19 protein-coding genes are annotated in these 24,207 nt (G+C 71.6%); 10 read left to right on the forward strand and 9 right to left on the reverse strand.

Annotation, left to right across the window (positions count from 1 at the left end; genetic code table 11):
* Positions 1-10: 10 nt before the first annotated feature.
* From ACWC5C_RS19165 to ACWC5C_RS19180, 4 genes are all read left to right on the forward strand, one after another.
* Positions 11-1,198: a 4-hydroxybenzoate 3-monooxygenase gene (locus ACWC5C_RS19165; RefSeq protein WP_450876700.1), complete on the forward strand. Its 1,188-nt coding sequence runs from the start codon at positions 11-13 to the stop codon at positions 1,196-1,198.
* Positions 1,195-2,052, forward strand: a complete 858-nt coding sequence (locus ACWC5C_RS19170) for an IclR family transcriptional regulator (RefSeq protein WP_450876702.1) — start codon at positions 1,195-1,197, stop codon at positions 2,050-2,052. Before ACWC5C_RS19165 ends, ACWC5C_RS19170 begins: the two co-directional genes overlap by 4 nt.
* Before the next feature lie 139 nt (positions 2,053-2,191).
* Complete coding sequence (locus tag ACWC5C_RS19175; RefSeq protein WP_450876704.1) at positions 2,192-3,640, forward strand: MFS transporter; 1,449 nt, start codon at positions 2,192-2,194, stop codon at positions 3,638-3,640.
* 48 nt (positions 3,641-3,688) lie between these two features.
* Positions 3,689-5,080, forward strand: coding sequence for an FAD-dependent oxidoreductase (locus ACWC5C_RS19180; RefSeq protein WP_450876706.1), 1,392 nt, complete (start codon positions 3,689-3,691; stop codon positions 5,078-5,080).
* Positions 5,081-5,102: 22 nt separating this feature from the next.
* Here the strand turns inward: ACWC5C_RS19180 and hemE are convergent, their stop codons facing one another.
* Complete coding sequence (hemE, locus tag ACWC5C_RS19185) at positions 5,103-6,188, reverse strand: uroporphyrinogen decarboxylase (RefSeq protein ID WP_450876708.1); 1,086 nt, start codon at positions 6,186-6,188, stop codon at positions 5,103-5,105.
* Positions 6,189-6,279: 91 nt separating this feature from the next.
* Between hemE and ACWC5C_RS19190 the strand changes: the two genes are divergently transcribed.
* From ACWC5C_RS19190 to ACWC5C_RS19210, 5 genes are all read left to right on the forward strand, one after another.
* Positions 6,280-6,996, forward strand: coding sequence for a DUF3000 domain-containing protein (locus tag ACWC5C_RS19190; RefSeq protein ID WP_385449261.1), 717 nt, complete (start codon positions 6,280-6,282; stop codon positions 6,994-6,996).
* 184 nt (positions 6,997-7,180) lie between these two features.
* The gene (locus ACWC5C_RS19195) at positions 7,181-7,843 is read left to right on the forward strand and encodes a response regulator transcription factor (RefSeq protein ID WP_063730929.1); all 663 of its coding nucleotides are present in this window, start codon (positions 7,181-7,183) and stop codon (positions 7,841-7,843) included.
* A 104-nt stretch (positions 7,844-7,947) separates the two neighbouring features.
* Complete coding sequence (locus ACWC5C_RS19200) at positions 7,948-9,225, forward strand: HRDC domain-containing protein (RefSeq protein WP_450876711.1); 1,278 nt, start codon at positions 7,948-7,950, stop codon at positions 9,223-9,225.
* A gap of 202 nt (positions 9,226-9,427) precedes the next feature.
* Complete coding sequence (locus tag ACWC5C_RS19205; RefSeq protein WP_385449046.1) at positions 9,428-10,645, forward strand: thiolase family protein; 1,218 nt, start codon at positions 9,428-9,430, stop codon at positions 10,643-10,645.
* Positions 10,642-12,771, forward strand: coding sequence for a 3-hydroxyacyl-CoA dehydrogenase NAD-binding domain-containing protein (locus tag ACWC5C_RS19210; RefSeq protein ID WP_450876714.1), 2,130 nt, complete (start codon positions 10,642-10,644; stop codon positions 12,769-12,771). Before ACWC5C_RS19205 ends, ACWC5C_RS19210 begins: the two co-directional genes overlap by 4 nt.
* 248 nt (positions 12,772-13,019) lie before the next feature.
* Here the strand turns inward: ACWC5C_RS19210 and ACWC5C_RS19215 are convergent, their stop codons facing one another.
* A complete protein-coding gene (locus ACWC5C_RS19215) occupies positions 13,020-14,066 on the reverse strand; it encodes a hypothetical protein (protein WP_450876716.1) in 1,047 nt (348 codons plus the stop codon).
* A gap of 67 nt (positions 14,067-14,133) precedes the next feature.
* On the opposite strand from ACWC5C_RS19215, the gene ACWC5C_RS19220 reads away from it, so the two are divergent.
* Entirely contained in the window at positions 14,134-14,538 is a 405-nt protein-coding gene (locus ACWC5C_RS19220; protein ID WP_450876718.1) for an NTP pyrophosphohydrolase, read from the forward strand.
* Positions 14,539-14,559: 21 nt separating this feature from the next.
* Here ACWC5C_RS19220 and ACWC5C_RS19225 read toward each other — a convergent pair whose 3' ends face one another.
* From ACWC5C_RS19225 to ACWC5C_RS19255, 7 genes are all read right to left on the reverse strand, one after another.
* On the reverse strand, positions 14,560-16,107 hold the full coding sequence (locus tag ACWC5C_RS19225; protein WP_450876975.1) for an amino acid permease: 1,548 nt from the start codon (positions 16,105-16,107) through the stop codon (positions 14,560-14,562).
* Between the two features lie 199 nt (positions 16,108-16,306).
* On the reverse strand, positions 16,307-18,256 hold the full coding sequence (gene dxs, locus ACWC5C_RS19230; protein WP_450876720.1) for a 1-deoxy-D-xylulose-5-phosphate synthase: 1,950 nt from the start codon (positions 18,254-18,256) through the stop codon (positions 16,307-16,309).
* Positions 18,257-18,383: 127 nt separating this feature from the next.
* The gene (locus ACWC5C_RS19235) at positions 18,384-19,697 is read right to left on the reverse strand and encodes a sugar ABC transporter permease (RefSeq protein ID WP_450876722.1); all 1,314 of its coding nucleotides are present in this window, start codon (positions 19,695-19,697) and stop codon (positions 18,384-18,386) included.
* Positions 19,694-20,482: an ATP-binding cassette domain-containing protein gene (locus tag ACWC5C_RS19240; RefSeq protein WP_450876724.1), complete on the reverse strand. Its 789-nt coding sequence runs from the start codon at positions 20,480-20,482 to the stop codon at positions 19,694-19,696. The genes ACWC5C_RS19235 and ACWC5C_RS19240 overlap by 4 nt, the downstream gene beginning before the upstream one ends.
* A 142-nt stretch (positions 20,483-20,624) precedes the next feature.
* Positions 20,625-21,728: a substrate-binding domain-containing protein gene (locus ACWC5C_RS19245; RefSeq protein ID WP_450876726.1), complete on the reverse strand. Its 1,104-nt coding sequence runs from the start codon at positions 21,726-21,728 to the stop codon at positions 20,625-20,627.
* Positions 21,729-21,912: 184 nt separating this feature from the next.
* Positions 21,913-23,112, reverse strand: coding sequence for an ROK family transcriptional regulator (locus tag ACWC5C_RS19250; RefSeq protein ID WP_450876728.1), 1,200 nt, complete (start codon positions 23,110-23,112; stop codon positions 21,913-21,915).
* Positions 23,113-23,233: 121 nt separating this feature from the next.
* Positions 23,234-24,175: a carbohydrate ABC transporter permease gene (locus tag ACWC5C_RS19255; RefSeq protein WP_450876730.1), complete on the reverse strand. Its 942-nt coding sequence runs from the start codon at positions 24,173-24,175 to the stop codon at positions 23,234-23,236.
* Positions 24,176-24,207: the final 32 nt, after the last annotated feature.

Raw genomic sequence — 24,207 nt, forward strand, 5'->3', positions numbered from 1 at the left:
GGGACTTTCGATGCGCACGACGGTCGGGATCATCGGCGCGGGGCCCGCCGGGCTGCTGCTCGCCCGTCTGCTGCACCGCGCGGGGGTGGACTGCGTGGTGCTGGAGAGCCGGGACCGCGCCTATGTCGAGCAGCGGCAGCGGGCCGGAATCCTGGAGCAGGGCACCGTGGACGTGCTGCGGGAGTGCGGCGCGGCGGAGCGCCTGGACCGCGAGGGGCTGCCGCACGAGGGCATCGAGCTGCGCTTCGAGGGCCGTGGCCACCGCGTCGACTTCCCCGCCGCCACGGGCGGCAAGTCGGTGACGGTCTACGCGCAGACGGAGATCGTCAAGGATCTGGTCCGGCTCCAGCTCGCCGACCCCGGGGGCCCTCCGCTGCTGTTCGGGGCCGAGGCCCTGGCGATCGAGAAACCGGATTCCGAGTCCCCGGTCATCCGCTTCCGCCACGAGGGCCGGGAGACGACGCTGAGCTGCGACTTCGTGGCGGGCTGCGACGGCTTCCACGGCATCGCCCGGGGCGCGGTCCCGGCCGACCGGGTCCGTACCTTCGAGCGCGCCTATCCGTACTCCTGGCTCGGGGTGCTGGCCGATGTGCCCCCGTCCTGCGAGGAGTTGATCTACGCCCGCCATCGGCGCGGCTTCGCGCTGCACAGCATGCGCTCCCCACAGGTCTCCCGGCTCTACCTCCAGGTGCCGAACGACACCGAGCCCGCCGACTGGTCCGACGAGCGGATCTGGGACGAGCTGGCCGCCCGCTTCGCGCTCGACGACGGCGGCGGCTGGGAGCTGGAGCGGGGCCCGATCACCGCCAAGTCCGTGACGCCGATGCGCAGTTTCGTGCAGGAGCCGATGCGCCACGGCCGCCTCTTCCTCGCGGGCGACGCGGCGCACATCGTGCCGCCGACCGGGGCCAAGGGGCTCAATCTCGCCGTCGGCGACGTGGTCACCCTGGCCCGCGCCCTCGCCCATCACCACGCCACGGGCTCGGCCGAACTGCTGGACGGCTACTCCGAGACCTGCCTCGCCCGGGTCTGGCAGGCCGAGCGCTTCTCGTACTTCATGACGGACACCCTGCACCGGCGCCCGGACCAGAGCCCGTTCGAGGACCGGCTGCAGATCGCCCAGCTGGACCGGATCGCCACCTCCCGCACCGCCTCCGCCGAGCTGGCCGAGAACTACGTCGGCCTTCCGCTGTCATGACGGCCCCGACGAGCCCCCCCTTCGGCCACCGCCCGGACAGCGTTCGCCCGGACGCCGGGCGCCCGGATGCCACGCGTCCGGACGCCGGGCGGTCGGTCGCGGGCCGGGTGCTGGCCGTGCTGGACGCGTTCGACGCCTCGCACCGGTCGCTGTCGCTCACCGCCCTCGCCCGGCGCGCCGGGCTGCCGCTGGCCACCGCGCACCGGCTGGTCGCCTCGCTCACCCGCTGGGGCGCCCTGGAGCGCGACACCTCGGGGGCGTACCACATCGGGCTGCGGCTGTGGGAGGTGGCGACGCTGTCGCCGCGCGGGGTCGGGGTGCGCGAGGCGGCGCTGCCGTTCATGGAGGACCTGTACGAGGCCACCCATGAGAACGTGCAGCTCGCGGTGCGCGACGGCCTGGAAGTGGTCTACGTCGAGCTGATCTCCGGCCGCTCCGCCGTCCATGTGCGCACCCGGGTCGGCAGCCGCTGGCCGCTGCACGCCACGGGCGTCGGCCTGGTGCTGCTCGCGTACGGGCCGCCGGGGCTCGGCGAGCGGGTGTGCGCCCGGCCGATGCGCCGGTTCACCGAGCGGACCATCCACGACCCGGCGCGGCTGCGGGCCACGCTCGCCGAGGTGCGGCGCACCGGGATCGCGGTCAGCGACCGGCAGATCACCATGGACGGGCTGTCCGTCGCCGCCCCGGTGCGGGGGCCGCGCGGGGAGGTGGTGGCCTCGCTGTCGGTGGTGGTCCCGGCCGCGGAGGGGCGGGCGCCGGGGCTGATACCGGCGGTGCGGGTCGCCGCCCACGGCATCTCCCGTACCCTCGCCGCCGCTTGGGGACAAGAGTCCCTTGCCGAGGCTTCCGGCTGACGGAAGACCTGGAGCTGCCCCTTGCCGGGGGTGCCCGCACACCACATTCTGTGGGACGCCGCATTCTGCGGACGCCGCATTCCGTGGGGCACACCGCGCTCCGAGCCTGGACACCCAACGCCCAAGGGGGGCTCCCGAAGTGACCACCGAGGACACCGCCGCGCGGGAGCCGACCGCCCGGCAACACACCGGCTGGCAGCCGTATCACACGCTGTGGGCCATGCTGCTCGGCGGCTGGCTCTTCTCCTACGCCGACCGCACCATCACCGGCCCGGTGGTCACCTGGCTGATCGAGAACGACCACGGCATGCTGGGCTCCGCCAGCCATCCGCATGCCCTCGGCGGGCTGATCGGCAGCCTCTTCTTCGCGGGCTACATGCTCACCCAGTTCCCCGGCGGCTATCTCGGGGACCGCTTCGGCCATCGCACGATGCTCGCCGTCTCGCTGCTGTGGGCGGGGGTGGCGACGCTGGCCAGCGGGATGGTGAGCGGGCTGATCGCCTTCGTCGTGCTGCGGGTGCTGACCGGTCTTGGCGAGGGCGTCTTCTACTCCAACGACCGCGCGCTGATCGCCCAGCGCACCCCGCCCGAGAAAACCAGCCTCGGCATGGGCGTCGCCATCACCGGGCTGTCGATCGGGCTGACGGTCGCGACCATCAGCACGCCCTATCTGATCGACTGGGGCGCCGGGGTGTTCGGCGACGAGGACGCCTGGCGGATGCCGTTCCTGGTGCTGGGCGGCGCCACGCTCGCGTTCGGCTGGATCACCACGGTCTATCTGCGCCGCATCGGCGGCCCGCTCAAGGCCACCGGCTCCACCCTGCGGCTGCTGGGCATCTCGGCGGTGCTGTGCGCGGCCGTCATGGCGGTCTATCTGATCGCCGACGGGGCGGGGTTGCCGAGCTGGGGCGTGGCCGTCCTGGAGTGCGTGCTCGCCTTCGTACTGATCGGGGCGATCGTCGCCCGGCGCGGGTCACGGCTCGGCTCCATCTCCCGCAACCGCAATGTGCTGCTGCTCAGCTTCGCCTTCATCGCGGTCATGTGGAACCTGTGGTTCTTCAGCTTCTGGTCGGTGTCGATCGTCGCCGACGCCGCGCACAGCTCCTTCCAGAACGCGGCGCTGGTGGCGACGTTCAACGCGGGCGCGGGCATCCTCGGGTTCCCGGTCGGCGGGCGGCTGTCGGACCTGGCGAAGGACCGGGGGTGGGGGCGGCGGCCGCTGCTGATCGCGTTCACCGTGGTCCAGGGGCTGCTGGTGCTGGTCTTCGCGGTCTATCTCCAGACCCAGGAGAAGCCGTCCCTGATGGTGATGTCCGTCCTGCTCTTCGTCACCAGCCTGTTCTTCAACGCCCTCCAGCCGATGGCCCACGCCCTGCTGAACGATGTGGTCGACGCCGCCGAGCGCGGCTCCGCCTTCGGCCTGTTCAACCTGGTCGGGGAGATAGGCGCGGTGATCAGCCCGGCGCTGAGCGGCACCCTCTTCGACCACTACGGCAGCTGGACGGCCGCCGTCTACATCGACGGCGCGCTGATGCTCACGAGTGCTGTTCTGTACGTCCTGGTCCGCGAGCGCACCGCCCGTCCGTAGCCTGACCCGTGACGGAGCGGGACATACGGCGGCGAAGGGGCGGAATCGATGGCGGCAGCACGGCGGATGGTGGTCATCGGGGGTGACGCGGCGGGGATGTCGGCGGCGTCCCAGGCGCGCAGGCTCAGCAAGCGGGGCGAGCTGGAGATCCTCGCGTTCGAGCGCGGCCACTTCACGTCGTACTCGGCCTGCGGCATCCCGTACTGGGCCGGAGGCCTGGTGAACGGGCCCGACGACCTCATCGCCCGGACCCCGGAGGCCCACCGCGGGCGCGGTATCGACGTCCGCATCCGCAGCGAGGTCACCGAGATCGACCTCGCCGGGCAGCGGGTCCGGGTCCGGGAGCTGGACGCGTCCGGCGGCGCCGAGCGCTGGCACGGCTTCGACGACCTGGTCATCGCCACCGGCGCCCGGCCGCGCCGCCCCGCCATGCCCGGCATCGACGCGCCCGGGGTGCACGGGGTGCAGACCCTGGACGACGGCCGGGCGCTGCTGGAGACCCTGGAGAGCCGGACGGTCGAGAGGGCGGTCGTGGTCGGCGCCGGATACATCGGGGTCGAGATGGCCGAGGCGCTGACCCGCCGCGGCTGCCGCGTCACGGTCCTGGAGCGCGGCGAGCAGCCGATGGCCACGCTCGACCCCGACATGGGGCGGCTGGTGCGCGACGCGATGACCGGGCTCGGCATCGACACCGTGACCGGCGCGGAGGTCGCCGAGGTGCTGACCGGCGAGGACGGCCGGGTGCGCGGCGTGGCCACCAAGGTCAGCGAATACCCGGCCGAGCTGGTCGTCCTGGGCCTCGGAGTGACCCCCGAGACCGGGCTCGCCCGCGCGGCGGGGCTGCCGCTTGGCGCGTCGGGCGGGCTGCTCACCGACCTGGCCATGCGGGTGCGCGGCCACGCCAACATCTGGGCGGGCGGCGACTGCGTCGAGGTCCTGGACCTGATGTCCGGCCGTACCCGGCACATCCCGCTGGGCACCCACGCCAACAAACAGGGCCAGGTCATCGGCACCAACATCGGGGGCGGCTACGCCACGTTCCCCGGCGTGGTCGGCACCGCGGTCAGCAAGGTCTGCGATCTGGAGATCGCCCGCACCGGGCTGCTGGAGGCCCAGGCGGAGGAGGTGGGGCTGCGCTTCCACACCGTCACCGCCGAGTCGACCAGCCGCGCCGGGTACTACCCCGAGGCGCGCCCGATGACGGTGAAGATGCTCGCCGAGCGCCGCACGGGGCGGCTGCTCGGTGTGCAGATCGTCGGCCGGGAGGGCGCCGGCAAGCGCGTGGACATCGCGGCGGTCGCGCTCACCGCCGCGATGACGGTCGAGCAGGTCGCGGCGCTGGACCTGGGGTACGCCCCGCCGTTCTCCCCGGTGTGGGACCCGGTGCAGGTGGCGGCGCGCAAGGCGGCCGCCGCCGTACGGGAGGCGGCGGGCCGGTAGCCGGTCCGCCGCGGCCCGGGGGTCAGCGCGCGGTGTTGGTGTGGACGTACTCCACGAGCCGGGTCAGGGCGTCCGGGTCGGTGGTGGGCAGCACCCCGTGGCCGAGGTTGAAGATGTGCCCCTCAAGACCCTGGGCCGCGTCCAGCACCTCGGCCGCCTTGGCCTCCACGGCCTCGCGCGGCGCGAACAGCACGGCGGGGTCGATGTTGCCCTGCAGCGCCTTGCCGGGGCCCACCCGCCGGGCGGCCTCGTCCAGCGGCACCCGCCAGTCGACGCCGACGACGTCCGCCCCCGCCTCGCCGAGCAGGCCGAGCAGTTCACCGGTGCCGACGCCGAAGTGGATGCGCGGCACGCCGTATCCGGCGACGGCCTCGAAGACCTTCGTGGAGGCGGGCATCACGCTGCGGCGGTAGTCGGCCGGGGCCAGGGCGCCGACCCAGGAGTCGAAGAGCTGCACGGCCGAGGCGCCCGCCTCGATCTGCACCTTGAGGAAGGTGGCGGTGATGTCCGCGAGCCGGTCCAGCAGATCGGCCCACAGCTCCGGGTCGCCGTACATGAGCGCCTTGGTGTGCTCGTGGTTGCGCGACGGGCCGCCCTCGACCAGATAGCTGGCGAGCGTGAAGGGCGCGCCCGCGAAGCCGATGAGGGGCGTGGCGCCCAGTTCGCCGACGAGCGATCCGACGGCCTCGGTGACGTACTTCACATCATCGGGATCGAGCGGACGCAGCCGCTCCAGATCCGCGCGGCTGCGGATGGGCTGTTCCACGACGGGGCCGACGCCGGGCTTGATGTCGAGGTCGAGACCGATCGCCTTGAGCGGCACCACGATGTCGCTGAAGTAGATCGCCGCGTCCACCCGGTGACGGCGCACCGGCTGCAGCGTGATCTCCGTGACCAGGTCGGGCCGCATGCAGGACTCCAGCATGGCGGTGCCCTCGCGGACCTTGCGGTACTCCGGCAGCGAGCGCCCCGCCTGCCGCATGAACCACACCGGGGTATGCGGCACCGGTTCGCGCCGACAGGCCCGGAGGAAGGCCGAATCGGCGCAGGGGTTCGCCGCCGGGCGGCCGGTCTGCTGCTGGCCCGAGGGCCGCTCTGTGGCGCTCATGCACCAAATCTTCGCACGGGCCGAACGAGTGACCCGCCAACCCGGGTGTTCCTCCCCGATTGAAGCCCTCAGTGCGCCTAGTCTTCCGGGCATGGCAGCGGTTCAAGGACACCTCTCGAACGGTGCTGACGGTGCGGGGGGCCCGGACGCGGGCGGGGAAGGCGCTCCGCTCGCCTTCCGGCGCGCGGTCGCCGGTCTGCGCGCGGTCCGCGTGCGGCCCGAGGTGGAGCTAGACCCGACCCCACCACCGCGCCGTCTGGCGCCGTTCTCCTACGCACTCGAAGCGGTGGTCACCGACGCCACCGCCGACGACGACGAGGAGGAGCTGGCCGAGGGCCGGCTCATCCTGCTGCACGACCCGGCGGGCCACGACGCCTGGCGCGGCACCTTCCGGCTGGTCACGCTGATCCACGCCGACCTGGAGCCGGAGATCGCGGCGGATCCCCTGCTGCCCGAGGTGTGCTGGTCGTGGCTCACCGGCGCGCTGGACGCGCGCGGGCTCTGCTGTGTGGAGCCCAGTGGCACGGTGACGCGCGCCAGCTCGCACTACTTCGGCGGGATCGGGGAGCGGGAACCCTCGACCCGGATCGAGATCCGCGCCTCCTGGACGCCGTCGGACCATCCGCCCCCCGAGGCGGAGCGGGCGGACGAGGCGGGCGCGGAGCCGCTGGGCGTACCGGACACCGGGGCGCACCTGGCGGCCTGGTGCGATCTGCTGTGCCAGATCGCCGGTCTCCCCCCGGCCGGGACGACGGAGGCGGGCGTGGTCTCCCTCCCCCAGCGCCGGGGCCCCGGCGGGACGCGCTGAGCGGACGCGCTGATCGGGACGCGCTGATCGGAACGCGCTGAGAAGTACGTCCTGATCGGCACTGATCGATCACGAGTCTGAATTGCCCGAATTGTTACTCACCAAATCGTGATCATTCCCTAAAGCTGGACCGAATCGGTGCCGAAGGAGTGGTGACCCGTCCCACCACTTTCCAGGAGGCCTGGTGTCTGTTCTCCTCGAGCAACCGTCCAGCCTGGTCGCCTATCGCCCGAACAAGCCGACGGCCATGGTCGTCGTCGCCGACCCCCGCGTTCGTTCCACCGTCACCCGTCACCTGTGGGCCCTCGGAGTGCGCGACGTCATCGAGGCGTCGTCCGTCGCGGAGGCCCGCCCCCGTATCGGCAACCCGCGCGATATCTGCGTCGCCGACGTCCACCTCCCCGACGGCTCCGGCCTCACCCTGCTGTCCGAGACCCGCGCCGCGGGCTGGCCGAACGGCCTGGCCCTCTCCGCCGCCGACGACATCGGCGCCGTGCGCAACGCGCTGGCCGGTGGCGTCAAGGGCTACGTCGTCACCGGCACCCGCACCAACCTGGGCATTCCGGGCCGCCCGGGCGCCGCCCCCATCGGCGCCGCAGCCGCCCGCATGCACCGCCGCCCGCCGGGCGCCCCCGGTCACCCGGGCGGTTACCGGGAGTTGTCGGGACGCGAGGTCGAGGTGCTGAGGCTGGTTGCGGAGGGCCAGTCCAACAAGGCCATCGGCGTCTCGATGGGCCTGTCCGCACTCACCGTCAAGAGCCACCTCGCCCGGATCGCCCGCAAGCTCGGCACCGGCGACCGGGCCGGCATGGTCGCGGTCGCGCTGCGTACCGGCATCATCCACTGAGACCAGGGCGGGGATCCCCCGCCCACACCCCCCTCGCGCCCGTCGACGGAACGTTCCGTCGACGGGCGCCCTGTGTACCCCCCGTACACAGCTACCCTTGACAGGTGACCGACGCCCAAGAGACCGCAGCAGAGACGACACTGCGAACCACCGGGGGCGCTCCTCCGGACGACCTCCCCCCGGCGCCGGTCCCCTTGCTGGAGCCGCGCGAGGGCATTCCGCCCGTCATCGCCGGCCCGGACGCGCTCGACGAGGTCGTCGCGGCCTTCGCCGCGGGCCACGGCCCCGTCGCCGTCGACGCCGAGCGCGCCTCCGGCTACCGCTACGGACAGCGGGCCTATCTGGTCCAGCTGCGCCGGGCCGGAGCGGGGACCGCACTGATCGACCCCGTGGGCTGCCCCGACCTGTCGGGTCTGGGCGCCGCCATCGCCGACGCCGAGTGGGTGCTGCACGCCGCGACCCAGGATCTGCCGTGTCTGCGTGACATAGGCATGGTCCCGGACCGGCTCTTCGACACCGAACTCGCGGGCCGGCTGGCCGGGTTCGCCCGGGTGGGGCTCGGCGCCATGGTCGAGAACATCCTCGGCTACGCGCTGGAGAAGGGTCATTCGGCCGTCGACTGGTCGACCCGCCCGCTCCCCGAACCGTGGCTGCACTACGCCGCGCTCGATGTGGAGCTGCTGGTCGACCTGCGCGACGCGCTGGAGGAGGAGCTGACCCGGCAGGGGAAGCTGGAGTGGGCGCACCAGGAGTTCGCGGCCATCGCCGCGGCCCCGCCCGCCCCGCCGCGCAAGGATCCCTGGCGACGTACGTCGGGGATGCACAAGGTCCGGCGACGACGGCAGATGGCCGTGGTGCGGGAGCTGTGGACGGCCCGGGACCGGATCGCCCAGCGCCGTGACGTATCGCCCGGCAAGGTGCTGGGGGACGCGGCGATCGTGGAGGCCGCGCTGGCACTGCCGGTGAACGCCCGGGCGCTGTCCGCGCTCAGCGGCTTCGGCCACCGGATGAGCCGCCGCCAGCTGGAGCAGTGGCAGGCCGCGGTGGACCGGGCCCGGGAGCTGCCGGAGGCCGAACTTCCGCAGCCCGGCCAGCCGGTGGCAGGGCCGCCCCCGCCGCGCGCCTGGGCCGACAAGGACCCCGCGGCGGCGGCCCGGCTCTCGGCGGCCCGCGCGGCGGTGACGTCGCTCGCCGAACAGCTGAATCTGCCGCAGGAGAACCTGATCGCCCCCGACACCGTCCGGCGGCTGTGCTGGGAGCCCCCGGCGGAGCCGACGACGGACGCGGTGGCGGACGTACTCGCCGCTCATGGCGCCCGTCCCTGGCAGATCGACCAGGTGTCGGCGGTCCTGACCGGCGCTCTAGAGGCCGAGCCCACCTGACCTCCGGCGTGATGTGACGCGCGTGGACCGGCGGCTGAGCCGCCGGTCCTTTGTCGTCCGGCTCCCCGCCCTGACCTGTGACCTTCGACGCTACGGCGGCGAAGACTGGGCAGCGTGGTTACTCATAAGTAGCATGAGGGTGTGGAGGCGCGCCGATGGCGTGCCCGCAGCAGTGCCATCCCGCACCTGGAGGAGAGCCAACGTGCCTCGTACCGCTAGGGACGTCGTCTTCGTCGACGGCGTCCGTACCCCGTTCGGCAAGGCGGGCCCGAAGGGCATCTACCACGAGACCCGCGCCGACGATCTGGTCGTCAAGTGCATCCGGGAGCTGCTGCGACGCAACCCGGATCTGCCGCCGGAGCGCATCGACGAGGTGGCCGTCGCCGCGACCACCCAGATCGGGGACCAGGGCCTGACCATCGGCCGCACCGCGGGCATCCTGGCCGGGCTGCCGCAGTCCGTCCCGGGCTACTCGATCGACCGGATGTGTGCCGGTGCGATGACCGCGGTCACCGCCACCGCGGGCTCCATCGCCTTCGGCGCGTACGACGCGGTCGTCGCGGGCGGCGTGGAGCACATGGGCCGCCACCCGATGGGCGAGGGCGTCGACCCGAACCCGCGGTTCGTCTCCGAGAAGCTGGTCGACGAGTCGGCCCTCTTCATGGGCATGACCGCCGAGAACCTGCACGACCGGCTGCCGCACCTCACCAAGCAGCGCGCCGACGAGTTCGCGGTGCGCAGCCAGGAGAAGGCCGCCAAGGCGTACGCCAACGGCAAGATCCAGCAGGACCTGGTACCGGTCTCGGTGCGCCGTACCACCCCCGAGGGCGGGGAGACCGGCTGGGGGCTCGCGACCTCCGACGAGCCGATGCGCCCGGGCACCACGCTGGAGAACCTGGCCACGCTGAAGACCCCGTTCCGGCCGCACGGCCGGGTCACCGCGGGCAACTCCGCGGGGCTCAACGACGGCGCCACCGCCTCCCTGATCGCCTCCGAGGACTTCGCCCGGGAGCTGGAGCTGCCGGTCCGGATGCGCCTGGTGTCGTTCGCCTTCGCGGGCGTCGAGCCCGAGGTGATGGGCTACGGCCCGGTCCCGGCGACCGTCAAGGCCCTGGCCAAGGCCGGTCTGACGATCGATGACATCGGCCTCTTCGAGATCAACGAGGCCTTCGCCGTCCAGGTCCTGTCGTTCCTGGACCACTACGGCATCGCGGACGACGACCCGCGCGTCAACCAGTACGGCGGCGCGATCGCCTTCGGCCACCCGCTCGCCTCCTCCGGCGTCCGCCTGATGACGCAGCTGGCGCGGCAGTTCGAGGAGCAGCCGGAAGTCCGCTACGGCATCACCACCATGTGCATCGGCTTCGGCATGGGCGGCACCGTGATCTGGGAGAACCCGCACTTCGAGGGGAACAAGTGACTACCACCTCAGAGCTTCTCAAGGGCGCGGCCGAGCTGTTCCCTGACGAGGTCGTGACGCAGGCGCACGTCCGTCACCTCGACCTCCCCCAGGACGCGGGCCGCTTCGCCCTCATCACCCTGGACAACGGTCTCGACCACACCAAGCCCACCACCTTCGGCCCGGCCTCGCTCGCCAACCTGAACACGGCGATCGACCAGGTGGAGAAGGAGGCCGCGGACGGCGAGATCACCGGCGTCGGCATCACCGGCAAGCCGTTCATCTTCGCCGTCGGCGCCGACCTCAAGGGCGTGGAGCTGCTGAAGCGCCACGAGGACGCGCTCGCCATCGGCAAGGGCGGCCACGACGTCTTCAAGCGGCTGTCCACCCTCGCCGTGCCCACCTTCGCGTACTACAACGGCGCGGCGATGGGCGGCGGTGTCGAGGTCGGTCTGCACTGCGCCTACCGCACCGTCTCGGCCGCGCTGCCCGCGTTCTCGCTGCCCGAGGTCTTCCTCGGCCTGGTGCCCGGCTGGGGCGGCTGCACCCTGCTGCCGAACCTGATCGGCGCGGACCGCGCGGTCTCGGTCATCATCGAGAACTCGCTGAACCAGAACAAGCAGCTGGGCGGCAAGCAGGTCTACGAACTCGGGATCGCGGACGCCATCTTCGAGGGCGCGGACTTCCTGGAGCAGTCGCTGATCTGGACCGCGGCCGTCCTGCGGGGCGAGATCGAGATCACCCGGCCCGAGATCGACCGCGGCGACGCCTGGCACGAGGCCGTGGTGCGCGGCCGCGCCATCGCCGACAGCAAGGTGCACGGGGCGGCCCCGGCCGCGTACCGCGCGCTGGAGATCATCGACGCGGCCCGCAACGGCGACCTCGCCCGTGGCTACGAGGCCGAGGAGAAGGCGCTCGCCGACCTCATCATGGGCGACGAGCTGCGCAGCGGCATCTACGCCTTCAACCTGGTGCAGAAGCGCGCCAAGCGGCCGGCCGGAGCCCCGGACAAGTCGCTGGCCCGCCCGGTCTCCAAGGTCGGCGTGGTGGGCGCGGGGCTGATGGCCTCGCAGCTGGCGCTGCTGTTCGCGCGCCGCCTCGAGGTGCCGGTCGTACTGACCGACATCGACCAGGAGCGCGTCGACAAGGGCGTGGGCTATGTCCACGGCGAGATCGACAAGCTGCTGCTCAAGGGCCGGATCAACCAGGACAAGGCCAACCGGCTCAAGGCCGCGGTGACCGGTTCGCTGGACAAGGCCGCCGCCTTCGGGGACGCCGACTTCGTCATCGAGGCCGTCTTCGAGGAGATGGGCGTCAAGCAGCAGGTGTTCGCCGAGGTCGAGGCGGTCGTGCCGGAGCACGCCATCCTCGCCACCAACACCTCCTCGCTGTCGATCAGCGAGATGGCGTCGAAGCTCCAGCACCCCGAGCGGGTCGTCGGCTTCCACTTCTTCAACCCGGTCGCGATCCTGCCGCTGCTGGAGATCGTCCGCGGCGAGCAGACCGATGACGCGTCGCTGGCCACGGCGTTCGGGGTGGCCAAGAAGCTGAAGAAGACCGCCGTCCTGGTCAAGGACGCCCCGGCGTTCGTCGTCAACCGGATCCTGACCCGCTTCATGGGCGAGATCCAGAACGTCATCGACGAGGGCACCCCGGTCGACGTCGCGGAGCGCGCGGTCGAGCCGCTCGGGCTGCCGATGTCTCCGCTGGTGCTGCTGGAGCTGGTCGGCCCGGCCATCGGCCTGCATGTCTCCGAGACGCTGCACGGCGCCTTCCCGGAGCGCTTCACGGTCTCCGAGAACCTCAAGCGCGTGGTCGAGGCGGGCAAGCGCGGCTTCTACGTGTACGACTCCGGCAAGCCGGAGCTGGACCCCGAGGTCGCCGCGCTGCTCCAGCAGGGCGACACCGTCCTGACGGAGGAGCAGGTGCGCGCCCGGGTGCTGGACGCCGTCGCGCAGGAGATCGGCATCATGCTGGACGAGGACGTCGTCGCCGAGGCGCAGGACATCGACCTGTGCCTGATCACCGGCGCCGGGTGGCCCTTCCACCTGGGCGGTCTGACGCCGTACCTGGACCGTGAGGGCGTCTCGGAGCGGGTGAACGGGAAGCCGTTCCTGGCCCCGGGAATCGCGAGCGTCCCGGCGTAACGCGGTAGCGCAGTGCATGCCCGGGCGCCGGGTGGGCAAAGGCCCGCCCGGCGCCCGGGGCGTTCCGGGGCTCGCCCCACCGTCGTCGCCGCGCCTCGGGGCAGGCGTCCCGCCCGCGTCGCCTACCGCGGCCCGGCCACTGCCCGGCGGCAAGCACTGCCTGCGGCCGGGGCACGCCCGGGACGAGCATCGGACCGGCCGGTTCGCTGGGCGCCGTGTCGACACCGTGCGGCTGGGCCGGGCGCGGCCTAGCCGCCCACTCTGGACCAGGCGCGCAGCGCGAGACCGCGCTCGTCCGTCTTCTGACGCGCCACCAGCAGACCGCCGTCCGGCCCGAGCGCGGCCAGGACCACCAGCCCCTGCCCGTCCAGCGCGAGCGCCGGGTGCTGCGCGCCGGGGTCGCCGGACGGCGTCCACCACACGCCCGCCGCCTCGTCCTCCGCCGGATACGCGGCGACGGCCAGCCGTCCGCTGGCGGCGTCGCGGTGGGCCAGGACGGTGCAGTCGTGGCCGTCCACCGGGGCGCGCAGCGCGGCGACCGGCCCGGCACCCGTCAGCCCGCCCAGCGGCGCGGGGGCCGGGGCGTCCGGCCGCCAGGCCAGGACCTCACCGCTGCGGACGTCGCGCCAGTAGTGGGTGACGGTGCCGGGGCTGGTCTCCACCGCGGACGCCGAATCCGGCCGGGCGTCGGCGGGTATGTCCTCGCCGCGCTTCGGGGCGGCGCCGGGCGTGGGCTGGTGCCAGCGCAGCGCGACGCCCTTCCAGGACGGTGCGAACAGTTCGAGACGGCCGTCGGCGGTCACGGCCGCCGACAGCCCGTCCAGGACGTCCGTACCCTTCCAGTCGGTCCAGCGGTCCCACGTCCCCTTCTTGGGGTCCTGCCGCCGCGCGCTCACCCCGCCCCCGGCGTTGCGGACGAAGACGCGGAGCGCGCCCGTGGAGTCCACCGCGGCGGCCGGTACGCCGATCCGCTGCGCCTTGGCGCGGTCCTTGGGGTGCGGGGTGCCCAGGGAGTGCCACGCGGTGAGCGCGCGGCCGGTCTGGAACTGGGTCGCGTGGACGAGGTCGACCTGTGGCCCGTCCTTGCCCTCCGTGCGCCGTAGCCCCACGAGATGCGCGTAGCCGTCGGCCCCCTGAGCGGCCGTCAGCCGGGACAGCCCGGGGACCTCGATCCGCCAGGGGCCCGTCCAGCCCGGCCCGCCCCGGCGTTCTTCGGTCCAGCGGTCCACACCGCCCGCCACCAGTGCGTAGGCCGTGAGCCTGCCGTCCTTGCCGCGGAGCAACCGCAACGCCATGGCCCGCCGCCAACCTTCCCGCGTCGATCTACCTGATCCCCCTCGCCCATAGTATTTTGCCTGGTCTATGAGTAGTCTCGGCGGGCTCGTCATCGTGGACGCGGCAAACGTGGTCGGCTCGGTCCCGGACGGCTGGTGGCGCGACCGGCACGGGGCCGCCGAGCGGCTGCGCGACCGGCTCGGCGCGGTCGCGGTGAGCGGCGTCCCGGAGCGCACGGGCGTCCCCGACTGGGCCCGTCAACCGCCGCTGGACATCGTCCTGGTGGTGGAGGGCGCGGCGCGCGGCGTGGAGCCCGTGGAGGGCGTACGGGTGGAGGCGGCGCCGGGGAGCGCGGACGACCTGATCGTGGAGCTGACGGCCGCGCGCGAGACGGAGCGGCCCTGTCTGGTGGTCACGGCCGACCGGGAGCTGCGGGAGCGGGTGACGGCGCTGGGCGCGGAGGTCGTGGGCCCGCGCGCCGTCCGGGGCTAGACGCGGCGTCAGGAAGACGCGTCAGCGGCGGGTGCCCGACCGGGTCACGCGGCTGTGCCCGCGCCCGTACAGGACGTAGATGACGACGCCCAGCACCATCCACACCCCGAACCGCAGCCAGGTCTCCGCGGGCAGATTCAGCATCAGCCACAGCGACGCCGCCACGGACACGGCGGGCAGCACCGGCACCCACGGCGTGCGGAAGGCGCGGGGCAGGTCGGGGCGGGAGCGGCGGAGGACGACCACGCCGAGCGCGACGACGACGAAGGCGAAGAGGGTGCCGATGTTCACCAGGGCCGCCAGTTCCGAGATGCTGGTGAACCCGGCGACCACCGCGATCAGGACGCCCAGCAGGACCGTCGAGCGGTACGGGGTGCCGAACCGCGGATGCACCTTGGCGAAGAACCTCGGCAGCAGCCCGTCGCGGCTCATCGCGAAGAAGACCCGGGTCTGGCCCAGCAGCAGGATCATGCACACGGTGGTGAGCCCGACCGCGGCGCCGAAGCTGATGAGGCCCGCGTAGAAGGGGTGGCCGGTCGCCTTGAAGGCGTCGGCGAGCGGGGCGTCGATCGTCAGCCGGGTGTACTTCTGCATGCCGGTGACCACGATGGACACCGCGACGTAGAGCGCGGTGCAGATGAAGAGCGAGCCGAGGATGCCGCGCGGCATGTCGTGCTGCGGGTGCTTGGTCTCCTCCGCCGCGGTGGCCACCACGTCGAAGCCGATGAACGCGAAGAAGACCACGGCGGCGGCGGTGAAGATCCCGGCGACACCGAAGGTCGTCGGCTCGTACCCGGCCATCAGCTGGATCAGCGGCGCCCGCAGCCCGGAGGCGGAGACCGTGCCCTCGGCCTCGGGGATGAACGGACGGTAGTTGTCCGCGTCGATGAAGAAGGAGCCCGCGATGATGACGAGCAGGACGACGGTCACCTTCACCGCCACCACCACGGAGGTGACGCGCGCGGACAGCTTCATGCCGAGGACCAGGATCGCGGTCAGCACCAGCACCAGGGCGGCGGCGAGGATGTCGAAGGTGAAGCCGCTCGCCTCATCGGGCCCGGAGAGTACGGCCGGCAGCCGCCACCCGGCGTTGTCCAGGAGCGAGCGTACGTACCCGGCCCAGCCGACCGCGACCACGGCGGTGCCGAGCGCGAACTCCAGGACCAGGTCCCAGCCGATGATCCAGGCGGGCAGCTCGCCGAGCGAGGCGTACGAGAAGGTGTACGCGGACCCGGCCACCGGCAGGGTCGAGGCGAACTCGGCGTAGCACAGCGCGGCGAGCGCGCACACCACGCCCGCCACCACGAAGGCCAGCGCGGTCGCCGGGCCCGCCTGCTCCTTGGCGACGGCCCCGGTGAGCACGAAGATGCCGGTGCCGATGATGACGCCGACGCCGAAGACCGTGAGGTCCAGGGCGGACAGCGACCGGGTGAGGGCGTGCTCGGGCTCCTCGGTGTCCTGGATGGACTGCTCGATCGTCTTCGTCCGCAGATAGTCCGGCCGGGCCCTGCCCCGGGGACCGCTCCGGCCTCCGCCGCCGCCTGGTTCCTCATCGCTCACCGGTGACACCTCCTGCGCCTGCCCCCGCGCGTCATGGTTCTGCCAACCGCGCGGGAGCGGCGCACGCACACCCGGCGGCCTCGCCGATTCACCCGATGGGGGCGGGCAGGCGGGAGCGGGCTGGGCCGGTCGGAGCACGACAGGGCCCCGGCCCGGACCGCTGGGGTCCGGGCCGGGGCCCTGTGACGCAGAACCTATCCGCCGGAAGCTAGTCGCGCACCGGCTCGGCGGGGGCCGTCACGCCACGCCCCTCCGTACCGGACGACTCCTCGTAGCCGCCGCCGAGCCGCGACACCAGGCCGGTGACCTGGCGGGCGATGTCCGGTGCGGTCAGACCGATCTCGGCCATGACCTCCTTGCGGGAGGCGTGCTCCAGGAAGCGCGGCGGGATGCCGAAGTCGCGGACCGGCATGTCGACGCCGGAGTCGCGCAGCGCCTGCGAGATGGCGGAGCCCACACCGCCGACCCGGCTGTTGTCCTCGACGGTGACGACGACGCGGTGGCGCTCGGCGAGCGCGGGAAGCTCCTCGTCCACCGGCTTGACCCAGCGCGGGTCGATCACCGTGGCCGAAATGCCCTGCTTGTCCAGGAGGTCCGCGATCTCCAGGCACATCGGGGCCAGCGCGCCGACCGAGACGAGCAGCACATCGGGGTCGTCCCCGGCGCTCGCCGCGGGCTCGCGCAGCACGTCCATGCCGCCGATCCGCCCGACGGCGGCGACCTCCGGGCCGACCGCGCCCTTCGAGTACCGCACCACCGTCGGCGCGTCGTCCACCTCGACGGCCTCCCGCAGCTGGGCGCGGACCTGGCCCGCGTCACGCGGCGCCGCGATCCGCAGCCCGGGGACGACCTGGAGGAGAGACATGTCCCACATGCCGTTGTGCGACGGCCCGTCCGAGCCGGTGATCCCGGCCCGGTCCAGGACGAAGGTGACCCCGCACTTGTGCAGCGCGACATCCATCAGCACCTGGTCGAAGGCCCGGTTCAGGAACGTGGCGTAGACCGCGAAGACCGGATGCACACCGCCGGTGGCCAGACCCGCCGCCGACACGGCGCCGTGCTGCTCCGCGATGCCCACGTCGTAGACCCGGTCCGGGAACCGTTTCGCGAACTCGGTGAGGCCCACCGGGTGCAGCATCGCCGCCGTGATCGCGACGATGTCCTCCCGCTCCTCGCCGAGCTTGACCATCTCCTCGCCGAAGACGGAGGTCCAGTCGGCGCCGCCCGCCGAGATCGGCAGCCCGGTGTCGGGGTGGATCGGGCCGATGCCGTGGAAACGGTCGGTCTCGTCCTGCTCGGCCGGGGTGTAGCCACGGCCCTTCTCGGTGAGGCAGTGCACGATGACCGGGCCACCGAAACGCTTCGCCCGCTGGAACGCGGACTCCAGCGCCTCGATGTCATGGCCGTCGATCGGGCCGACGTACTTCAGCCCCAGGTCCTCGAACATGCCCTGCGGGGCGATGAAGTCCTTCAGCCCCTTCTTCGCGCCGTGCAGCGTCTCGTACAGCGGGCGGCCGACGACCGGGGTGCGCTCCAGCAGGTCCTTGCCACGGGCGAGGAATCGCTCGTAGCCGTCGGTGGTGCGCAGCGTGGCGAGGTGGTTCGCGAGACCGCCGATGGTCGGCGAGTACGACCACTCGTTGTCGTTCACGACGATGACCAGCGGGCGGTTCTTCGCGGCGGCGATGTTGTTCAGCGCCTCCCAGGCCATGCCGCCGGTCAGCGCGCCGTCGCCGATGACCGCGACCACATGGTCCGGCCTGCCCCGCAGCTCGTTCGCCTTGGCGATGCCCTCGGCCCAGCCGAGGACGGCTGAGGCGTGGCTGTTCTCGATGACGTCGTGCTCCGACTCGGCGCGCGACGGGTAACCCGACAGCCCGTCCTTCTTCTTGAGCCGCGAGAAGTCCTGGCGCCCGGTGAGCAGCTTGTGGACGTACGACTGGTGGCCGGTGTCCAGCAGCACCTTGTCCTTCGGCGACTCGAAGACCCGGTGCAGGGCGATGGTCAGCTCGACCACACCCAGATTGGGCCCGAGATGCCCTCCGGTCTTGGACACGGCGTCGACGAGAAAGGTGCGGATCTCCGCGGCCAGCTGGTTCAGCTGCTCCGGGGCGAGCCGGTCCAGATCGCGCGGTCCCCTGATGCCGGTCAGCAGCACCCGTGCCTCCTTGCTGTCGAGCGTCTCCAGTAGCCCCCGAGAGTCTAATGCTGCCTTATGCGACGACTCGGTTCGCCTCCGGGGAAGACGTGCCCCGGAGGCGAAGCGTTCCTTATCCCCGCCGTTCTTATCCGCGGCCCGCCGAGCGCTGTGTTCTCCGCGACACCGAGTCGATGACCACGGCGGCCAGCAGCACCGCGCCGGTGATCATGTACTGCACGGAGTTCGCGACGCCCAGCAGGTTCATCCCCGACGAGATCGAGCCGATGACCAGCATGCCGAGCATCGCCGACCACACCGAGCCGCGCCCGCCGAAGAGGCTGGTGCCGCCGATGACGGCGGCCGCGATGGCCTCCATGAGCAGGTTGCCGGTACCGGCCTGCTGGCTCGCGGAGCCGATCCGGGACGCGATCATGAGACCGCCGAACGCGGCCATGAGCCCGGACATCGCGAACACCGAGATCCGTATGGCGACCACGTTGATGCCCGCGCGGCGGGCCGCCTCGACGCTGCCGCCCAGCGCGATCACCTTGCGTCCGTACGGGGTGCGGCGCACCACGAAGTCGAGGGTGACCAGCACCACCACGAAGATCACCAGGGCGAGCGGCAGGCCCATGTACTCGTTCAGCCGCCAGGCCGCCGCGTAGACGATCACCGCGAGCACGGCGGTGCGCACCAGGATCTCGCTCAGCGGCCGCGAGGGTATGCCGACCGCCTTGCGGCGCCGGCTGTCCAGGAACTGGGCGAGGAAGAACCCGGCCACCGCGACCGTCGCCGCGCCGTAGGCGGCGATGAGCTGGCTGAAGTAGTGATCGGTGAGCATGCGCACGAAGCTGTCGTCGTCGATGCCGAGGGTGCCGGTGGTGCCGAGCACCTGGAGCATCAGCCCGTTCCAGGCCAGCAGACCGGCGAGGGTGACGACGAACGCGGGGACGCCCACCCTGGCGAAGAAGAAGCCGTGCAGCGCGCCCAGCGCCGCGCCGGTGGCCAGCGCCGCGAGCACGGCGACGCCCTCGGGCACGCCCTCGCGGATGTTGAGCACCGCGAGGGTCGCCGCGGCCAGACCGCTGAGCGAGCCGACCGACAGATCGATCTCGCCGAGCAGCAGCACGAAGACGATCCCGACCGAGATCATGCCGGTGCCGCCGATGAGGATCGACAGGTCGGAGAGGTTCTTGGGCGAGAGGAAGGCGCTGTCCTTCCACTGGAAGACCGCCCAGATGACGGCGATGCCGACGATCACCGGGACCGCGCCGAGATCGCCGCTGCGCATCTTGCGGGCGAACTCGTTGAGGTAGCCCTTGAACCCCTCCTGGCGCACCAGCAGCCGCGGATCCACCACGGTGACGGCGTCCTTGGCGACCGGGCTGGCGTCGGCCGGTCCGGCCGGGGCCTTGTTGCCGCCCTCACCACCGCTGGACTTGTCGAGACGGGTGCTCACTTGGCGGCCTCCCCGCTGCGCGCCTTGCGGCGGGTCACGGCGTTGTCCGTGGCGCCGGTGATGGCGGAAATGATCTCTTCTTGAGAGGTGGTACGGACGTCGAACGTGCCGTTGTTACGGCCCAGCCGCAGCACCGCGACCCGGTCCGCGACCGCCTTCACATCGGCCATGTTGTGGCTGATGAGGATCACGGCGAGGCCGCGCTCGCGCAGCCGCTCGACCAAGTCGAGGACCTGCGCGGTCTGCTCGACGCCGAGGGCGGCGGTCGGCTCGTCCAGGATGACGAGCTTCGGCTCGCCCAGCATCGAGCGGGCGATGGCGACGGTCTGCCGCTGGCCGCCAGAGAGCGAGGCGATCGGGATCCGCACGCTGGGGATACGGATCGACAGGGTGCTCAGCAGCTCGCGGGCGCGGCGCTCCATCTCGACCTCGTCCAGCACCCCGGCGCGCAGGATCTCGCGGCCGAGGAAGAGGTTGCCGACGACGTCGATGTTGTCGCACAGGGCGAGGTCCTGATACACCGTCGCGATGCCCAGGTCCTGGGCGTCGTGCGGCCGGGCGATCGTGACGGGCTTGCCCTGCCATGCGAGGACGCCCTCGTCGGCGGGGCCGACTCCGGCGATCGCCTTGACGAGGGTCGACTTACCGGCGCCGTTGTCGCCCACCAGGGCGACCACTTCACCGGCGCGGACCTCCAGATCGATGTCGGTGAGCGCCTGGACGGCGCCGAACCGCTTGGAGATCCCGCGCAACGCCAACACGGGTTCGTTTGGCACGATGGCCATCTCCGTTCCGGGCAGGGGCGGCCCCTGCTGTGTGACGGAGGGGAGATAACTCTCCCCTCGGGTAGGGATGTTGGGGGTGTTGGGGGTCGGCGGGCGGGCCGCCGGCGAACGTCACGTACGGCCCGCTCCGGTCCGGCAGGGGCTACTTGAGCCCGGCCGCGTCGCAGGCGGCCTTCAGCTTCGGCGTGCAGATCTGGCCGACCGTGTACAGACCGTCCTTGATGACGGTGCTCTTGATGTTGTCCTTGGTCAGCGAGACCGGCGGGATGAGCGTGGCCGGGATGTCCTTGGTGGTCGGGCTGTCGACCGTGCTGGTCCCGGCGGCCTTCTCACCGCGACCGAGGGCGATGGCCATCTTCGCGGCCGCGGTCGCCTCCTCCACGTAGGACTTGTAGACGCTCATGTACTGCTCGCCGCTCACCACCCGCTGCACACCGGCGAGTTCGGCGTCCTGGCCGGTGACCGGGGGCAGCGGCTTGACGCCGCCGCTCTTGAGCGCGGTGATCGCGCCGCCCGCCATGCTGTCGTTGGCGGAGTAGACGCCGACGATGTTGTTCTTGCCGACGGACGAAATGGCGCCCGTCATGGACTTGTTGGCCTCCTCGGCCAGCCAGCGGTCGACGTCGTACGACTTGGCGATCTCCACCTTGCCCTTGAGGACCGAGAGCGCGCCCTTCTTGAACATGGCGGCGTTGGGGTCGGCCTCCCAGCCGTTGAGCATGACGATCTTGCCCTTGCCGCCCTTGGCCTTGTCGCCCAGGGCCTTCAGCAGTGCCTCGCCCTGGACCTTGCCGACCGTCTCGTTGTCGAAGGAGGTGTAGGCGGAGATCGGCCCCTCGGCCAGCCGGTCGTAGGCGACGACCGGGATATTCGCCTCGGCGGCCTTCTTGACCGAACCGCCGATGGACTTGGAGTCCACCGAGTCCAGAATGATGACGTCGACCTTTTTGGTGATCATGGAGTCGACCTGCTGCTGCTGTACCGACGGATCCGACTTGGCGTTGGCGTACTGGATCTTGCAATCCGAACAGTCGGCCAGGACCTTTTCCTTGATCAGCGGCCGGTCGAAGTTCTCGTATCTCGCCGTCTGGTCCTCGGGCAGAAGGAGCCCGATGGTCAGCGCTCCGGTCTTCTTCTCTTTCTCGCCTTTGTTATCCGCTTCCTTCGCCGAACCACAGGCGGCGAGCGAGGCGGCCATCGATACGACAGCGGTGGCAATGGCGACGCGACGCATCGTTGCGTTCATAACGGGGGTGACCTCCCTGACGAGGCCGCGTCATTGCGGCCGAGGTGGCGTGAAGTCAACTCGGCCGCCGTCATGGCGTCAAGAAGTAAATCCTTAACGAGATGGCAACGGTGCCATTCGTTATCTGAGTGAACGCGCGACAGGGGTCGGCGGAGGGGTTCAGCAGCGGGGCTCGGCGGCGGGGTCAGGCGAGCGCCGGGGTGCCCGCCGACAGCGCGCCCTCCAGCAGCGTCGAGTCGCCCATCTCGCTCAGCACCAGCGCGAGGGCGCCCAGCACCTCGGCCCGGCCGCCGAGCGCCCCGGGCATCACGGCCAGCTGACGGGCGGCGCTCGGGATGGCGTACCGCGCGACCGACTCACGGATCGGGCTCAGCACCAGCTCCCCCGCCTCGGCGAGGTGGCCGCCCAGCACCATGCGGCTGGGGTTGATCAGGTTGCACAGGTTCGCCACGCCGCTGCCGATGTGCCGGCCGACGTCCGCGATCACCCGGCGGCAGCCGGGGTCGCCGTCCCGGGCGAGCTGCACCATGCGCTCGATGGTGAGGTCGGCGCCATGGCTGGAACGCAGCAGCGGCAGCACGTAGCGGGCCGCGGCGAAGGTCTCCAGACAGCCGCGGTTGCCGCAGCGGCACACCGGACCCGACTCGTCGAGGGTGATGTGGCCGATTTCGCCCGCCGTACCGCCCGGGCCCCGGTAGATCTGGCCGCTGATCACCAGCCCCGCGCCGACGCCGTCGGCGACCTTGATGTACGCGAGGTCGGCGACCCCGCGCCCGGAGCCCCACACCAGCTCGCCGAGCGCGCCCAGGTTGGCGTCGTTGTCGACGTGCACCGGCACCCCGAGCCGCTCGGCCAGGTCGTCGCGCGGATTGGTGCCCGCCCAGCCCGGCAGGATCGCGGTCGAGCCGAGCGTGCCGGTCTCCACGTCTATCGGGGCCGGGACGCCGAGGCCGACGCCGACGACCTTGTCGCGGCTCAGCCCGGTGCTCGCGATCAGCCTGCTGACCAGCTGCTCCGCCCGGTCGAGGCCCTGCGCGGAGGAGGCGTCCACATCCAGCGGCTCGGCCTCCTCGGCCAGCACCTGGTGGGCGAGGTTGCCGACCGCGACCCTGAGGTGCGTATGGCCGAAATCCACGCCCACGACGATGCCCGCGTCCCCGCTGAGCGAGACGCTGCGCGCCCGGCGGCCACCCGCCGAAGTGGGCGTGACCTCGACCGTTCCGCCGTCCTTCAGCTCGCGCACGATATTGGAGACGGTGGCCGCGGACAGCCCGGTGGACCGGGCGATCTCCGCCTGGGTGAGCGAGCCCGCCATACGCACCGCACGGACCACCCGTTCGAGGTTGGCCCGGTGCAGCGACGACTGCGATCCCGGAGTCTCCACGCCCATCCACTCCCGCCTTGTCTCCAACATGTGAACTCTAAGCTGAGCCGCCTCGCTCATGCCACGTCAAGCCCTAGACATGACATTCGTTTCGTTCACATAAAAGACAGTATGCGGAACTTTATTTCAGCGCCCCCGCGGTCAGTCCGCTCTGGACCTGGCGCTGGAAGACGATGTAGGCCGCGAGAACCGGAAGCATCGCCAGCACCAGCCCGGCGAACAGTGCCGACCAGTCTCCCTTGTATTGCTGGCTGGCCGCGAGCTGTACCAGCCCCTGGGTGAGCACCCGCTTGTCCTCGTCCGTGTTGAGCACCGTGGGCAGCATGTACTGGTTCCACTGGCCGAGGAAATTGAAGATGCCGACGCTGATCAGTCCGGGCTTCGCCATCGGCAGCATGACCTGGAAGAACGTCCGGGTGTGGGACGCCCCGTCGATCAGCGCCGCCTCCGCCACCGAGGTGGGCAGGGTCTTGAAGAAGGAGGTGAGGAAGAAGACGGTGAACGGCAGCGAATAGCCGATATAGACCAGAATCAGCCCGTGGAAGGTGTTGAGCAGGCTCATGTTCTTCATGACGAAGAACAGCGGCACCAGCGCCAGGATGACGGGAAAGCTCATCCCGCCGACGAACATGAAGTAGACGACGCGCTTCCCGGGGAACTCGAAGCGGGCCAGCACATACGCCGCCATCGCCCCCAGCAGCATCGTGCCGACCAGCGAACAGCCCACCACCAGAACGGTGTTGAAGAAGAAGTCGCCGATGTTCGACTTGCTCCAGGCGCGTGACCAGTTGTCGAAATGCAGCGTGGAGGGCAGCCCCCAGGGCGAGGTGAAGATCTCCTTGTCCGTCTTGAGGGAACTCATCACCGCCCACAGCAGCGGCATGGTGACGAGCAGCCCCCAGATCACCAGCATGCCGTGCGAGAAGACGTTGAGGACCTTGCCCTCGCTGCCGATCCGCCCCTCGGGGGTGAAGCGCGGCGGCCGCTTGCCGACGGGGGCGGCGAGCGGCGGCTCGTCCTTGGTGACGCGGGGGAGTTCCGAGGGCTCTGCTTGCGAGGTCACTGTGGTCCCCCCAGGTCGGCGGTCGAGCGGTG

Source organism: Streptomyces sp. NPDC001700, from assembly GCF_053596435.1.

What these genes read in the sequence shown, in the direction of transcription:
- ACWC5C_RS19165 (WP_450876700.1), top strand. Translation starts at nt 11, where the DNA reads ATGCGCACGACGGTCGGGATCATCGGCGCGGGGCCCGCCGGGCTGCTG.
- ACWC5C_RS19170 (WP_450876702.1), top strand. Translation starts at nt 1,195, where the DNA reads ATGACGGCCCCGACGAGCCCCCCCTTCGGCCACCGCCCGGACAGCGTT.
- ACWC5C_RS19180 (WP_450876706.1), top strand. Translation starts at nt 3,689, where the DNA reads ATGGCGGCAGCACGGCGGATGGTGGTCATCGGGGGTGACGCGGCGGGG.
- hemE (WP_450876708.1), bottom strand. Translation starts at nt 6,188, where the DNA reads ATGAGCGCCACAGAGCGGCCCTCGGGCCAGCAGCAGACCGGCCGCCCG.
- ACWC5C_RS19190 (WP_385449261.1), top strand. Translation starts at nt 6,280, where the DNA reads ATGGCAGCGGTTCAAGGACACCTCTCGAACGGTGCTGACGGTGCGGGG.
- ACWC5C_RS19215 (WP_450876716.1), bottom strand. Translation starts at nt 14,066, where the DNA reads ATGGCGTTGCGGTTGCTCCGCGGCAAGGACGGCAGGCTCACGGCCTAC.
- ACWC5C_RS19220 (WP_450876718.1), top strand. Translation starts at nt 14,134, where the DNA reads ATGAGTAGTCTCGGCGGGCTCGTCATCGTGGACGCGGCAAACGTGGTC.
- ACWC5C_RS19240 (WP_450876724.1), bottom strand. Translation starts at nt 20,482, where the DNA reads ATGGCCATCGTGCCAAACGAACCCGTGTTGGCGTTGCGCGGGATCTCC.
- ACWC5C_RS19245 (WP_450876726.1), bottom strand. Translation starts at nt 21,728, where the DNA reads ATGAACGCAACGATGCGTCGCGTCGCCATTGCCACCGCTGTCGTATCG.